Source organism: Spiroplasma litorale (genome assembly GCF_001267155.1).
GTDB lineage: Bacteria > Bacillota_I > Bacilli_A > Mycoplasmatales > Mycoplasmataceae > Spiroplasma_A > Spiroplasma_A litorale.
On sequence record NZ_CP012357.1, the window covers coordinates 1 to 15212 of the forward strand.

A 15212-nucleotide genomic window follows, 5' to 3' on the forward strand; every position below is an offset into this window, starting at 1 on the left:
ATGAATAACAGCGATATATGAAAAAAAACTAAGGAATGATTAATATCCTGCGACTTGGTTGAACCAAATGTTTATGAGGAATACATCAAAGTAGCAGTCTTAAAAGAACTGGATGAAAATGAAAAAGTTATAATTGTAAAATCAGAATTATCAAAATGATACTTAGGTAATCTTGGGGAACAAATAAAAGAAAAAATATGTGAGATTTCAGGAAAAGATCTAAGTGTCGTATTTTTAACAAATGAAGAATATAATAATGAAAAAGAAATTAAATCGCTGGTAAACTTAAAAAAAGAAAAATCTTTAGTTACAGGGTATTCATTCGATAACTTTATAACAGGATCAAGCAATATTAATGCACTAAAAGCTGCAAAAGCAATAATTTCAAACTTGGGTATGAAATGGAACCCTCTTTTCATTTATGGTGATTCAGGTTTAGGAAAAACTCACTTACTTAAAGCTATATGTTATGAAGTTGGGAAAATTAATGAAAATTTGAAAGTTAAATATTTTACATCATCAGAATTTAGAAAAACGATATTAGATTCATTAATGGATGGTTTTAAAGAAATAGAAACAACAAAAAGCGAAATAAATGATGTAGACGTTATTTTAATAGATGATATACAATTCTTAGCAAACAGCGGAAAGACAAATGAAATATTTTTTAACATTTTTAACTCATTTGTTGAAAACAATAAACAAATAGTAATATCTTCTGATAAATTCCCAGAACAATTAAATGGTTTTGATAAAAGAATGGTATCAAGATTTTCACAAGGATTGAGTGTTAAAATTGAAAAATTAGATAACGAGACATCTTTAAATATAATTGATTACAAATGTAAACTTGCCAACCTAAACCTTACACAGGAAAGCAAAAAATATATTTCTTCATTTTTTGGTACAGACGTAAGAAAAATTGAAGGAATAATAAATAAAATAGAGTTTTATTTTATCCAAAGCAAACAGTTACAATCAGATGTTATAAACATTGATATGATCTCAAAAATTTTAGAAGACTACTCATTCGCTCCTGGTGGTGAAATAACAGTTCAAAAAATCAAAGACGTAGTTGCACAAAACTATGGAGTAAGTATAAAATCTATTGACAGCGGATTAAGAGTGCAAAATGTTGTAAAAGCTAGGCATGTTGCAATGTATCTTACAGGCGAAATACTTAAAAAGAACTACTCTGAAATAGGGCTTGCTTTTGGTGGTAAAGACCACACAACTGTTCTTAATGCTTTTAACAAAATAAATAAATTTTTGAAGGAAGACAAGATGTTTAAAAACACTTTAAAGAAAATAAAAAAAGATATCGTGTCGTAAACTATTTCTATATACTTGCATATTTACTAATCATGAGATACTTATCCACATATTAAGGATATAATAATAATAATTTAATAATATATTAATAAGGAGGAATTATGTTTTTTAGTATAGATAGACTTTCGTTAATTGAAGAGATTAACAAGTGTAATAGAATAATTGATTTAAAATCTCCTTCTCCTAGTATTACTGGTATTTGTTTTGATGTTTCTGTTGATAATTTAGTTTTAATTTCTACTAATACAATTATTTCAATAAAAACTACTATTAAATTAAATGAGATGAATTTGAACATAAAACAAGCTGGTAACATTTTAATAAGAGGTAAATATTTTTTAGAGATATTAAAAAAAATGGATGATGAAATTGTTAATATTTCTTGTGTTGAAAATAATATAGTAGTTTTGTCAGGAAAAAAATTAGAATTCTCTCTTAATATATTAGATTATAATGATTACCCTTTAATTGCTTTTAGAGAAAACGGTGACAATATTACTGTAAATTGTAACGATCTAAAAAAAGCATTAAATCAAACTATTATTTCTGTAAATGAATGAAAACAGAAAATAGTTTTGTCTGGGTTAAACTTTTCATTAAAAAACGGTATTTTTTATATTATTGGTACTGATGGATATAGAGTTTCTAGAAAAAGAATTAATTATTGATCCCCACAACTTGAAGGCAAATTTGAAACAAACATTCCTTATAGAAGTGTCTTAGAAATTATTAAATTACTTCCTGATGTTGGAGAATGTAAAATATCAATTATGGATAGTTATACATGTATATTTATTAATAATACAATTTTTCAAACTACAGTTTTAGAAGGTCAATTTCCTGATGTTAATGCTGTTTTTCCTACAGATTTTAATACAACTATATTCGTTGATAATAAAAAGTTCTTTAAACTAATATCTAGAGCAGATTTACCAAATGATGATAATTCAATACCAGTTGTTAATTTAGTTTTAGAAAATGAAAAAATATTTATTAAATCAAGCATTCACCAAGTAGGAAGTTTTGAAGAAGAATTTGATGACTTTGAGTTAAAAGGAATTGATGATCAAAATATATCATTTAACTCAAAATACTTAATAGAGTCATTAAGAACTTTTGAAACCAAGATGATTGAAATAAATCTTATCGATGCAAAAAAACCAATAGTTATATCTTCTACTGAAGATGATAGTTTAAGTCAAATTATATTACCAATGTTTTCAAACTAAGTCTTTTATCAATCAATAAAAAAGCACTATAAAATGTTATAATTAGTAGGTAGAAAAAGGTTTCCTATGAAGAATAATTATAATGCAGAACAAATACAAATCCTGGAAGGTCTTGAAGCTGTTAGAAAAAGACCAGGTATGTACATTGGAAATACAAACAAAAATGGTTTACATCACTTAGTTTGAGAAATTATAGATAATTCTGTCGATGAAGCTCTTGCTAGTTATTGTAATGAAATAACTATTGTTATAACAAATAATGGTGAAGTTATTGTTAAAGATAATGGTAGAGGTATACCAATTGATATTCACCCAAAAACAAATAAAACAACTCTAGAAACTATTTTTACTGTGCTTCATGCAGGTGGTAAATTTGATGAATCTACTTATAAAGTTTCAGGTGGTTTACATGGGGTTGGAGCATCAGTTGTTAACGCTTTATCAAAATATGTAATAGCCTATGTTATGAGAGATGGAATAATATATAAACAAAAATTTCTAGAAGGTGGTACAAAATCAACTGAACTAGAAAAAGTAGGTAAAACAGATGTTGATGGAACTATAATATGTTTTAAACCAGATGAGAAAATTTTTAAAGATACTGTCGAATTTGATTTTAATTTAATAAAAAACAAAATAAAACAACTTGCATTCCTTAATAAAGGGTTAAAACTAAATCTTTTTGACGAAAGAAATGACAATGAAATTAGTTTTGTTTTTAACGATGGAATAAAAGACTATGTTAAAGAAATTAATAATGGCAAAGAAAAAATAAACAATAAAATATTTTATGTTAATAAAAAAGTAAATGACATAGATGTAGAAGTAGCTGTTCAATACAACGAAAACTATGATGATGATCTTTATTCATTTTGTAATAACATTTTCACTTCTGAAGGCGGTTCACATGAAGATGGGTTCAAGAACGCCCTTCTAAAATCTATACACTTATATGTTGATAATTTAAAACAAAATAATGGTAATAAATATATATGAGAAGATGTTAAAGAAGGGATTGTTGCTGTAGTTTCTATAAGACATAAAGATCCATTATACGAAGGTCAAACAAAAACAAAACTTTCAAACAACGATGCTAAAGATAGTGTTTATAATGCTGTCTTAGAATCATTTGAAGAGTATTTATTAAAAAACCCAGAAGATGCAAATAACATTTTAAGTAAAATTACTCTATCTCAAAAAGCTAGAAAAGCAGCTCAAAAAGCAAGAGAAGATACAAAAAGAAAATCCTCTATTAATAATTTTTCATTACCTGGTAAACTTGCAGATTGCGAGTCTAAAAGTGTTGAAGAATCAGAATTATATTTAGTCGAAGGAGATTCTGCCGGAGGAAGTGCAAAACTAGGAAGAAATAGAAAAAATCAAGCTATTTTGTCTTTAAAGGGTAAAGTTTTAAATGTTGAAAAAGTAAAACAAGATAGAGTATTTGAAAATACAGAAATACAATCAATTATTGCTGCTGTTGGTACAGATGTTAAGAAAGATTTAGATATTAAAAAATTGAGATATGGAAAAATAATTATTATGACAGATGCTGATGTTGATGGTGCACACATCAAAATTTTACTTCTAACATTTTTTTATAGATACATGAAAGACCTTGTTTTAAATGGAAACATTTTTATTGCGCAACCACCACTTTATAAAATTTGAAATTCAAAAAACGTGAATTATGCATATAGTGATTCTGAACTTGAGATTTTTAAGAAAGATACATATGAAGGAACAAAATATAATATTCAAAGATATAAAGGACTTGGTGAAATGGACCCGATCCAACTTTGAGAAACAACAATGGACCCAGAAAGAAGAACTATGTTAAAAGTGACAGCAGATGACGCATTTTTAGCTAATGAAGTATTTTCAAATTTAATGGGCGATAATGTTGAAGAAAGAAAAAAATTTATAATTCAAAATGCTAAGTTTGTAAAAAATATTGATATTTAGATCGAAGGTATTTATTAAATGGAAAAAGATATAACAATTAACAGTAAAGTATTAGAAGTTGATATCAAAAGTGAGGTAGAAAAAGATTTTTTAGAATACTCTATGAGCGTTATTGTTAGTAGAGCACTTCCTGATCTTAGAGATGGACTTAAACCAGTTCAAAGAAGAATAGTTTTTGCTATGAATGAACTTAAAATATTTTCAGATACTCCACATAAAAAATCAGCACGTATTGTTGGTGAAGTAATTGGTAAATATCACCCTCACGGAGACTCATCAGTTTACGAAGCGATGGTGAGGATGGCACAAGATTTCTCTTATAGATATCCTTTAGTTGAAGGACATGGAAACTTTGGTTCAATTGATGGAGATGGTGCTGCTGCAATGCGTTATACTGAGGCAAGATTATCAAAAATATCTTCTCTATTATTAAAAGATATTGATATGGATACCGTTCCATTTGTTGATAATTACGATGCTCTAGAAAAAGAACCAGTTTATTTAACAGGTTACTTCCCAAACCTACTTGTAAATGGAGCTACTGGAATTGCTGTCGGTATGGCTACAAATATTCCCCCTCATAATTTAAAAGAGGTAATTGAAGCAATTATAGAAACAATCAATAATAAAGAGATAACTATTGATGAAATTTTAAAATTCATTAAAGGACCTGATTTTCCAATGGGTGCGTTAATGACTAATGGTAATAGTATGATTGAAGGTTACAAAACTGGTAAAGGTAGTGTTACACTTAGAGCTAAAATTTTAACAGAAGATACAGAAAAAAGACAAAGAATTGTAATAACTGAAATACCGTATCAAACAAACAAACTAAGAATTGTTGAAAAAATTGCAGAACTTCATAAAAATAAAGTAATAAGTGGAATACATGATATAAGAGATGAATCTAACTATGAAGGTATTCGTATCGTTCTTGATCTCCAAAAAAATTCAAATGTACAACTTATAATAAAAAAACTATATAAATATACAAACTTACAATATAATTTTGCTATTAATATGCTTGCATTAAATAACGGTAAGCCAGAAGTTTTGAATATAAAAGATATTATTAAACTATATATAAATCACCAAATTCTAACAATTGTAAAAAGAAGTATATATGAAAAAAATAAACTAAATGAAAAATTGCATATTTTAAAAGCTCTAAAAATTACAATTGATAATATTGAAGAAGTTATAAAAATTATAAAAGACTCTAAAACAACCCAAGAAGCATCGAATAATTTATTAAATAAATTTGGGTTTGATGATAAACAAATAAAGGCAATTTTAGATATGAGATTGCAAAGATTAGTATCTTTAGAACATGAGAAAATTGTAAATGAAATATTAGAAATTGAAAAAAGAATTGCTTATTTAACTGAAATTCTTGAATTTAAAGATCTTCAAGAAAAAATTTTAATTAACCAATTAACTGAAATTAAAAATAAATACGGTGATGAAAGAAGAACAAAAATAATTCAAGAAGAATTAACTCAAATTGAAGAAGAAGAATTAATTCAAGATGAACAGTTTTTATTAACTTTATCAAATGAAGGATATGTAAGAAGAATTAAAATCGAAGAAATCAAGACTCAAAAAAGAGGTGGTAAAGGAACCACTTTAAATGCAGTTGCTAATGATGAAATTACATTATCTACAATAGGTAAAACAAAAGATGAAATATTATTTTTCACAAATATTGGAAAAGTTTATAAAATTAAAGCATACAAAATTGATTTATTTTCAAAGTCTTCTAGAGGTATACCTGTTATAAATTACATTGGTATTAGTCATGAAGAGAAAATTACTTCTATACTTTGCTATAAACAAAATAAAAGCAAAAACTTATTTTTAATCACTGAAAAAGGTATAGCTAAAAGAGTTCCGATTAAAGAGTTTGAAAGAGTTAACAATTTCGGTAAAATTGCAATTATACTGGATAAAGATGATAAATTAATATCGGTTGTACCAACAAAAGATAATGAAAACATAATGGTAGCTTCTAAAAAAGGCAAAGTTCTAAAACTTGAAGAAAATAAATTTAGAACAATGTCTAGAAGTTCAAAAGGTGTAATTGCTATTAAGTTAGATAAAGGAGACAAAACTATATCTGCTTGTTCAACAATTAAGAATACAATGGTTGTAACCATATCTGATAAAGGTATTTTGAAAAAAACATTAATTGACGAATACAATCTTTTAAGTAGAGGATCTAAAGGTGTTTTAGGGATGAAATTAAATGATAAAACCGGTAAATTAAAGTACATATTTTCAATTAGAGATACAGACGAAATCATAATGATTTCTTCAGAAGGAAGAACTATTAGAATTTTAGCAAGCGAAATTAATCTCCAATCAAGAAACAGCTCAGGTGTAATAGGTTTTGATGTTAACGACGGTGAAGCACTAACGTCAGTTTCTATAAAATTTAACAAATAAAAAATGTTTCACGTGAAACATTTTTTATTTGTTTCACGTGAAACATTATGAATTTAACAATATATTTAAATTTATTAAATTTGTGATATTATATACTTGTCATTGTAAGGGTGACGTTCGAACTTGGTCAGGACCGGAAGGTAGCAGCCATAAGAATCTAGTGCCTTGTACAGTGACTTTTTTTATGTTTTGAGGTATTAATGGAAAAAGATATAATTTTCGAAAATTTGCAAAAGTTAATAAAAAAATGTAATAAATCAAAAGATGTGCCAATAGCAGCTGTGATAATTAAAGATAGAATAATTAAGTTTAAGGGTTACAATACTCGTCAAAAAAAGTATATTTTTAATAATCATGCTGAAATTATAACTATTAATAAAGCATTCAAAAAAACAAAATCAAAAAATTTAAGTGAATATACTATGTATGTTAATTTGAAGCCTTGTATAATGTGTATAGCAACATTAGAACATTCAAACATAAAAAAAGTCTATTATTGATTAGAAAATGAGAAGTGTGACTATTCAAGAATAAAATCAACCATTACTTTTCATAAAGTATATAATAAAAATCAAGAGGAATTCTTCAAGCAAGAACTTAAAAAATTTTTTAAAAAATTAAGGGGTTAGGTTAAAATGGAACAAAAAAAAGCTTTATATAGAAAGTACAGACCAAAAAATTTTGAAGAGCTAGTGGGACATGATGTAATCAAAAAAATTTTAATAAACCAATTAAAATCAAATTCTTTTTCTCATGCGATGATATTTTCAGGTCAAAGAGGTACAGGTAAAACTTCTCTTGCAAGGTTATTTGCAAAATCAATGCAATGTGAAAATATATCTGAAACAGAGTATAAAACATGTAATGAGTGTAAAAGCTGTTTTGAATTTGATAAGGATTCTCACCCTGATATTTTTGAAATCGATGCTGCATCAAATAATGGAGTAGATGAAATTAGAAGTATAAAATCAAATGTATCAACAATGCCAACTTTATCAAAATATAAAGTTTATATAATTGATGAAGTTCATATGTTATCAAACTCTGCATTCAATGCATTGTTAAAAACTTTAGAAGAGCCGCCAAAGTATGTAATATTCATTTTAGCAACCACAGAACAAAATAAGATACCTTCTACAATTATATCTAGGTGTCAAATATTTAACTTTAAAAAAATTGAACAAAATACATTAACAGAAAAAATCAAAGAAGTAGCAAAAAAAGAAGGCTATGAAATTGATAAAGAAACTTTAAATGAAATTTTTTATATAACAGAAGGGTCCTTGAGAGATGCCTTAAATTATTTAGATCAATGTATTGCGATATCTGATGGAGTCATAAATATTGATATTTTAAAAAAACTATTTTACATATCATCAAAAAAAGAAAAAATTGAAATTATCAAAAATATCATAAATAATAAACCAGAATTAATAATTCCGAAGTTAGAAGAGTTTAACAAAAAAGGCCTTGATTTTTCATTATTTATTATAGGAATAGTTGAAATCTTAAAAGAAGTTATTGAATATAAAATATGTTCAAATAAAGAGTTGATGACAATATTAAATGAAGATGATTGCATTTGATTTGAAAGTGTAGATATAAAAAGAGTTTTATTAATTACAGATAACTTAGTAGAAGCGTATTCAAAAAGTAAAACTTCAAATATGGGTCTATATGTAGTAATTTTAGGAATACTAAAATCTATTAATAAAAAACTTATAAGTTTAGAAAACGAATACAATAGCATGTTTATTAATAATAAAAATAGTAAAAAAGAAAATATTGTTGAAAATAATTTATCTAAATCAGAAGTGAAAAAGGAAAATCTCGAAGTTAAAAATGAAAAAATGAAAAGTGAAAAACCATTAAAAGAGCAACTGATAACCGATATTGAAAAAGAAGAATTTCAAATAAAACTCATGAATAGTGAAAAACAATTTTTAAAAAAAGATATATTTTTCAATAACAAAGACGTTATCAATGAACTTGTAGGTGCCAAAAAAGATAAAAGAATATTTGTTGAAAAAAAACTTAACTCATTATTTGAAATAATGAACATAAAAAACGAAATCTTAAATATTATTATTCCATTCTATAAAGTTAAAGTGGTTGCTTCAAGTGAAAGATGTTCTGTGATGATATCAGAGACAAAATCTCAATCAAATTGAGCAAACAATAAATTAAGAGATAAAAGATTTAAAGAAAAAATATTAAAGTTCCTAGACCTGGATTTTATTTTTGTAATTGATAAGTCACAATGAAATTTTATTAAAAATGAATTTTCAAACTTAAAAGATAAAAATAACTTACCGAAATATTATAAAAATGATTTTAACTCTCTATGGGAAAATCAAACAAAAGATAATGATTCAACAAATGAAATTTATTTAAATGAAGTTAAAGAGAGTTTTGTAGATTTTGAAATTGAAGTGGAGGAATAAATTTAAATGGATGAAGTTATTGAAAAATTAAAAAAAGTTGAGGGCATCACTTCTAAGACAGCTGAAAAAATTTTAATTGATATAATTGAGTCAAAAGAAAAACTAAATATTATAAAAGATGTTTTAAAAACTATTGATGAAAATTTTGATAATTGTCCAATATGCAATTTCTATACAATAAATAAAAAGTGTAGTTTTTGTGATAATGAAACTAGAAACAAAGATCAAATTTGTGTTGTCACTTCAAAAAAAGAAGCTAACAAAATTTTAAAAAGTGATTTTAGAGGAATGGTTCATGTTTTGAATGGGGAGATTAATTTAAATAAAAATATATCACCAGAATTAATACAATTACCAAAATTATTTGCTAGAATTAGTAAAGATATGGAAATAATATTAGCCACAAATTTAACTTTTAATGGCGAAGTAACTGCAAATTATATAATCAATGTAATAAAAGAAAATTGTAAAAAGATTTCAAGATTAGCAAGAGGGATTCCTTTCGGTGGTTCTTTAGATTATATAGATGAAGAAACTTTGATAAATGCAATTGAAAACAGAAGGATTATTAAAAAATAATATAGGTGAATTATATGCTCTTTATTTCTTTAGAAGGTATCGATGGATCAGGGAAAACAACCATATCAAAAATGATAAAAGATAATTTATCCCAAAGAGGTTTTAAAGTTCTTTTAACTAGAGAACCAGGGGGGGAACTTTTTGCTGAAGACATAAGACAAATGATATTAGATAAAAAAAACATAATAACACCATGAACAGAAACATTGTTATATATTGCTGCAAGAAAACAACACTTGGATAAAGTTGTTATACCAACACTTAAAGCTGGAACAATTGTAATATGTGATAGATTTATGGACTCAACTTCTGCTTACCAAGGATATGCAAGAAATGTTGGAATGGCAGAAATTGATGAAGTACAAAATATAGTTCTAGGATCAACAAAACCAGACTTAACAATTTTTTTTGACATTACACCAAAAGAAGCTCATATAAGGCTGGTTAAAAGAAAAAGAAAACCCGATAGACTCGAAAGTGAAGATTCAGTGTTTCATGAGGCTGTATATGAGGGTTATCAAATTCTAGTATCAGAAAATACAGATAGAATCAAAGTTGTTGATTCTAGAAAACCTATAAACGAAGTTTTGCAACAAGTTGATTTCTTAATTAATGATGCTCTTAATAAAAGATTAAAAAAAGATGAATAAAAAAGATTTCATTTATTTTTGTTCAAACGCTATTTCTAAAAATAATATGCATCATGCAATAATTATTAATTCAAGTGATCAAAATGTTTTAGATTGATGTGCTTTAGAATTCGAAAGAGTTTTATTTTGTGAAAACCACTCACCAATTTTTGACGATTGTAATTGGTGCAAAAAAATTATTTCAAAAAATAATTTAAATTCCGAAACAATAAGTGGTGAAGGTTCTACCATTTCTAAAGATGATATTAAAAAAATAATTTATAAATATTCTCGTAGTTCTTTTGAAAATAATATTTCAAAAATCTACATTATAAAGAATGGTGATTTTTTAAAGGAAACATCTTCAAATACTTTGCTAAAGTTTTTAGAAGAACCACCAAAAAATACTTATTGTGTTATATTGGTTAAAGATATCGTCAAAATATTAGACACAATAAAATCTAGGTGCTTAATTTATAAAGTGCAACCAGAAGATTTAGATATTAATATAAAAGATGATTTATCTAAATTTTATATAGAAAAAAATAAAATAAAATTATTTGATTATTTTATAAACTTGAAAAAAGAAAAAAAAGAAGAAATAGTAAACTCACTCGAAGCAAATTTTCAAAAGTTTATGGTTATAAACTTAAAACTTGCTGAATCAATATTGTTATGTCTAAATGAGGTTAAGAAACAAAACTATTTTAATTTGTCTATTGAAAATTTATTAATTGATTTTATGAGGGAGATTGAATGTTAATTAAAAATAAACTACTTAATTATAAAGATTTAAGTATATGACAAGAAAAAAATATGTTTAATTTCTGTATAGATTCTGTAATTATTGCGAGGTTTTTAAAAATAAATAATAAAGTTAAAAATATAGTAGATATAGGGACTAACAATGCTGTAATACCACTTATATTGTCAAGATATACAAAAGCAAATATATATGGAGTTGAAATACAAAAAAAAGCATCTGAAATTGCAATAAAAAATGTATACTTAAATAATTTACAAAGCCAGATTTCAATTATAAATGAAGATATTTCTCATTATATTAAAGATAAAAATAACAAATTTGATCTTGTTTATTGTAATCCGCCGTTCTTTAAACTAAATGATGAGTCAAAACTTAATGAAATATCAGAGTTAACAATAGCAAGACATGAAAAAAAACTTGATTTAGAAAATATGTTATATTGTTCTAAAGTCTTGTTAAATAACAATGGCAGATTAGTTTTTGTACATGTTGCAGATAGATTTGAAGAAATTATTGTAAGTTTGAATAAAGCGGGTTTTTCTATTAAAAGAATACAATTTGTTTCTTCAAAGAAAAAAAATACAGATTGTAAAAAAATATTAATAGAAGCAAAACTTTCAAAAAACAAAGGTTGCAAGATACTACAACCATTGTACATACACAATGATGATGGTAGTTACACTCAAGAAACTTTAGAATTATTTAAGGATTAAAATGAATTTAAGTAAAAAAGGAAAATATTTAGTAGCGGTATCAGGTGGGCCGGATAGCATCTTTTTATTGCAACTATTAGTCAAAAAAAAGTATAAAAACTTGGTCGTCTGCCATGTAAATCATAATTACAGAGAAGAATCTATTGTTGACCAAAAAGTTGTGGAAAATATATGTAAAAAATACAAAATTAAATTATATGTTGAAAATATTTTTTATAAAAAAGATTATAAAAATTTTGAAGCTTGAGCAAGAAAAGAAAGATATAAAATATTTAGCTCAATTATTAAAAAAGAAAATTTGGATTCAGTTCTTATTGCTCACAACTTAAACGATGATGTTGAAACATATTTAATGCAATTAGACAAAAAAACAACTCTTAATTTTTATGGTATAAAACATAAAACATACGTAGAAGGTTGTAAAATAATAAGACCAATTATAAATTATAAAAAAGAAAATATTTTAAAATATCTTAATAAAAATAATATTGAGTATGCAATTGATAAAACTAATTTTGATCTTAAATATAAAAGAAATCAAATTAGAAACCAACTAACTCCACACAAAATTGATCTTTTAAAAAAAGAGATGGTTAATATAAATAAAAAGCTAAAAAAACAAGAAATAGACATAGTTAAAAAAATTAACTTACAAAAAGAAGAATATATTGATTTAAAATGGTTGAATAGTAAAGAAATTGATTACAAACTAAGGTTTTTATATATGTATTTTTTAAAAAAAGGGCTAATCGGGCTTTTAATAAATACTAAAAAATCTTTTATAAAAGAACTAGAAAAACAATTGCAAACAAAAAAAAGCTATTTAAATATAAAAATAAAAAATAAAATAATTTTAAAAGACTATAATAAATTATTTATTGTGAATGAAGAAGAACTTTTTTTATTTGAAAGCAAAGAAAAACCTTCATTTTATAATGGACCAAATTTTAATTCTAAAAATTTAATATATACAAATAATTGGTTAAAATGACAATCAAAACTGTATTATAATAAGGTAAGGTTAAAAAAATTCTATATGAATAAAAAATATAGCTATTATAATAGGTTTAAGACTATATTGGTGTTTGACCCAGTTAATGGAATAATTTTAAATAAACTATGATAGAATTATAACGATTTAGAAAAAGCGGTGTTTTAATGAAAAACAAGAAAACTTTATACATTATACTTTTTTCAATACTTCTAATTATCTTGCTTGCTTTTGCAATATGGATGTTTATAGCTGGAGCTGCTGAAAAGTTAACATATGAGCAATTTGAATCTCTTATGAGACAAAACTCTATTAATCAAAACAGCTTGGAAGAAAAAATTATAAATGGCGTACATGTTATATCTGGAACTTATCAAAAAGATGGTACAATTCACAAATTTACGGTTGGTATAAATAATCAACAATATGATTATTTATTAAATGATCCAATTTTTAGAGATTTTGTAAGAAACATTGTTACCAACCAAGAGTTACAATCACCAATTTGGGCAATAATCCAAAGTACCTTGCCTATATTAATTATGATACTATTCTATATTTGAATATTTAGTTCAATGGCAAAAGGTGGAATGGGTGGCGGAATACTTGGTGGAAAGTCACAAAGACCAAGACAAATTAAATCAGATGTCAAATTCTCAGATGTTGCTGGTATAAATGAAGAAAAAACAGAATTAGTTGAACTTGTCGACTATCTAAAAAATCCAAACAAGTATGCAATGATGGGTGCAAGGGTTCCTAAAGGTGTTCTTATGGAAGGTCCGCCAGGGACTGGTAAAACATTACTTGCAAAAGCAGTTGCTGGTGAAGCAAATGTCGCATTCTTTACAATGGCAGGGTCAGAATTTGAAGAAATGTTTGTAGGACTTGGGGCAAGTAGGGTCCGTGACTTATTTGGAGATGCTAAAAAAGCAGCACCTTGTATTATTTTCATTGATGAAATTGATGCAGTCGGTAGAAAAAGAAACACTGCAATGGGTTCTGCAACTAATGAACAAACATTAAACCAACTTCTAGTTGAAATGGATGGGTTTGGTTCAAACTCAGGTGTAATAGTAATGGCTGCAACCAACAGAGTTGATGTTCTAGATCCTGCTCTATTGAGACCAGGAAGATTTGACAGAACTATTCAAATATCACTTCCAGATATTAGGGAAAGAGAAGCAATTTTAAAATTACATGCAAGAAATAAATCTGTTTCACCAGAAATTGACTGAAAAAGGGTGGCGGAAAGAACACCAGGTTTTTCAGGGGCACAACTTGAAAACGTTTTAAATGAGTCTGCAATATTAGTTGTTAGAAATAAACGCAAAATGATAACTTTAAACGATATTGACGAAGCTATTGATAGAGTTGTTGGAGGACCAGCTAAAAAATCAAGAGCAATGACAGTTCAGGATAAGAAAGTTGTTTCATATCATGAAGCCGGACATGCGTTGATAGGTCTTAAACTTGATTCTGCATCTAAAGTACAAAAAGTTACTATTATACCAAGGGGTAATGCTGGTGGATATACAATAATGACACCAAAAGATGAATCGAATTTCTCATCTAAGGAAGATCTTTATTCATCAATAGCTGGTTATCTTGGAGGAAGAGCATCTGAAGAAATAATATTTGGGAAAAATAAAATTACAACAGGTGCACATGATGACTTAGATAAAGCAACTAACATCGCTAGAAGAATGGTTACACAATTCGGAATGTCTTCACTTGGGTTAACAAAATACTTAACTATGCAAGAAGAATCATATGGTCAAACAAAAGGGGTTTATTCTGATGAAGTTGCATTCAAAATTGATAATGAAATAAATACAATATTAGAGAACTGCTACAAAACAGCTCATGGTATTATAAGTAAAAACCTTCCATTACTTGAATTGATTGCTGAATCATTAAGGGTTCTTGAAACAATTACAGCAGAACAAATAGAATATATTAATAAATATAATAAATTACCAGAAGAAGTAATTAAAGAAAAAGAAAGAATGGAAAAAGAAGAAAAGAAAAAAAATGCTGGGGAAATTTTAGAATTTGAACCAGATGATGATGAGAAAAAATAGCAATATACGAGCTATTTTTTTTTAAAAAAAAGGAGATA

The 15212-nt window shown here is 26.1% G+C and carries 12 protein-coding genes and 1 other RNA gene; all 13 read left to right on the forward strand.

Going from position 1 to position 15212, the window contains the following annotated elements:
• The gene (gene dnaA / locus SLITO_RS00010) at positions 1-1332 is read left to right on the forward strand and encodes a chromosomal replication initiator protein DnaA (RefSeq protein ID WP_075057771.1); all 1332 of its coding nucleotides are present in this window, start codon (positions 1-3) and stop codon (positions 1330-1332) included.
• 101 nt (positions 1333-1433) lie between these two features.
• On the forward strand, positions 1434-2561 hold the full coding sequence (gene dnaN, locus SLITO_RS00015) for a DNA polymerase III subunit beta (protein ID WP_075057772.1): 1128 nt from the start codon (positions 1434-1436) through the stop codon (positions 2559-2561).
• 66 nt (positions 2562-2627) lie between these two features.
• The gene (locus tag SLITO_RS00020) at positions 2628-4526 is read left to right on the forward strand and encodes a DNA topoisomerase subunit B (RefSeq protein ID WP_075057773.1); all 1899 of its coding nucleotides are present in this window, start codon (positions 2628-2630) and stop codon (positions 4524-4526) included.
• An 18-nt stretch (positions 4527-4544) separates the two neighbouring features.
• Positions 4545-6971: a DNA gyrase subunit A gene (gene gyrA, locus SLITO_RS00025; RefSeq protein ID WP_075057774.1), complete on the forward strand. Its 2427-nt coding sequence runs from the start codon at positions 4545-4547 to the stop codon at positions 6969-6971.
• Positions 6972-7066: 95 nt separating this feature from the next.
• An RNA gene (gene ffs, locus SLITO_RS00030) (signal recognition particle sRNA small type) lies at positions 7067-7154 on the forward strand.
• Positions 7155-7171: 17 nt separating this feature from the next.
• Positions 7172-7600, forward strand: coding sequence for a deaminase (locus tag SLITO_RS00035; protein ID WP_075057775.1), 429 nt, complete (start codon positions 7172-7174; stop codon positions 7598-7600).
• A gap of 6 nt (positions 7601-7606) precedes the next feature.
• Positions 7607-9415 carry a DNA polymerase III subunit gamma/tau gene (dnaX, locus tag SLITO_RS00040; RefSeq protein WP_075057776.1) on the forward strand — a complete coding sequence of 603 codons (1809 nt, stop codon included), beginning with the start codon at positions 7607-7609 and terminating at the stop codon, positions 9413-9415.
• A gap of 6 nt (positions 9416-9421) precedes the next feature.
• A complete protein-coding gene (locus SLITO_RS00045) occupies positions 9422-9994 on the forward strand; it encodes a toprim domain-containing protein (protein WP_075057777.1) in 573 nt (190 codons plus the stop codon).
• A 14-nt stretch (positions 9995-10008) separates the two neighbouring features.
• Positions 10009-10644: a dTMP kinase gene (gene tmk / locus SLITO_RS00050; RefSeq protein WP_075057778.1), complete on the forward strand. Its 636-nt coding sequence runs from the start codon at positions 10009-10011 to the stop codon at positions 10642-10644.
• Complete coding sequence (locus tag SLITO_RS00055; protein ID WP_075057779.1) at positions 10637-11386, forward strand: hypothetical protein; 750 nt, start codon at positions 10637-10639, stop codon at positions 11384-11386. The genes tmk and SLITO_RS00055 overlap by 8 nt, the downstream gene beginning before the upstream one ends.
• Positions 11380-12102: a tRNA1(Val) (adenine(37)-N6)-methyltransferase gene (locus SLITO_RS00060; RefSeq protein WP_075057780.1), complete on the forward strand. Its 723-nt coding sequence runs from the start codon at positions 11380-11382 to the stop codon at positions 12100-12102. Before SLITO_RS00055 ends, SLITO_RS00060 begins: the two co-directional genes overlap by 7 nt.
• Position 12103: 1 nt before the next feature.
• Positions 12104-13228 carry a tRNA lysidine(34) synthetase TilS gene (tilS, locus tag SLITO_RS00065; RefSeq protein ID WP_075057781.1) on the forward strand — a complete coding sequence of 375 codons (1125 nt, stop codon included), beginning with the start codon at positions 12104-12106 and terminating at the stop codon, positions 13226-13228.
• Between the two features lie 32 nt (positions 13229-13260).
• The gene (gene ftsH, locus SLITO_RS00070) at positions 13261-15174 is read left to right on the forward strand and encodes an ATP-dependent zinc metalloprotease FtsH (protein ID WP_075057782.1); all 1914 of its coding nucleotides are present in this window, start codon (positions 13261-13263) and stop codon (positions 15172-15174) included.
• Positions 15175-15212 lie beyond the last annotated feature (38 nt).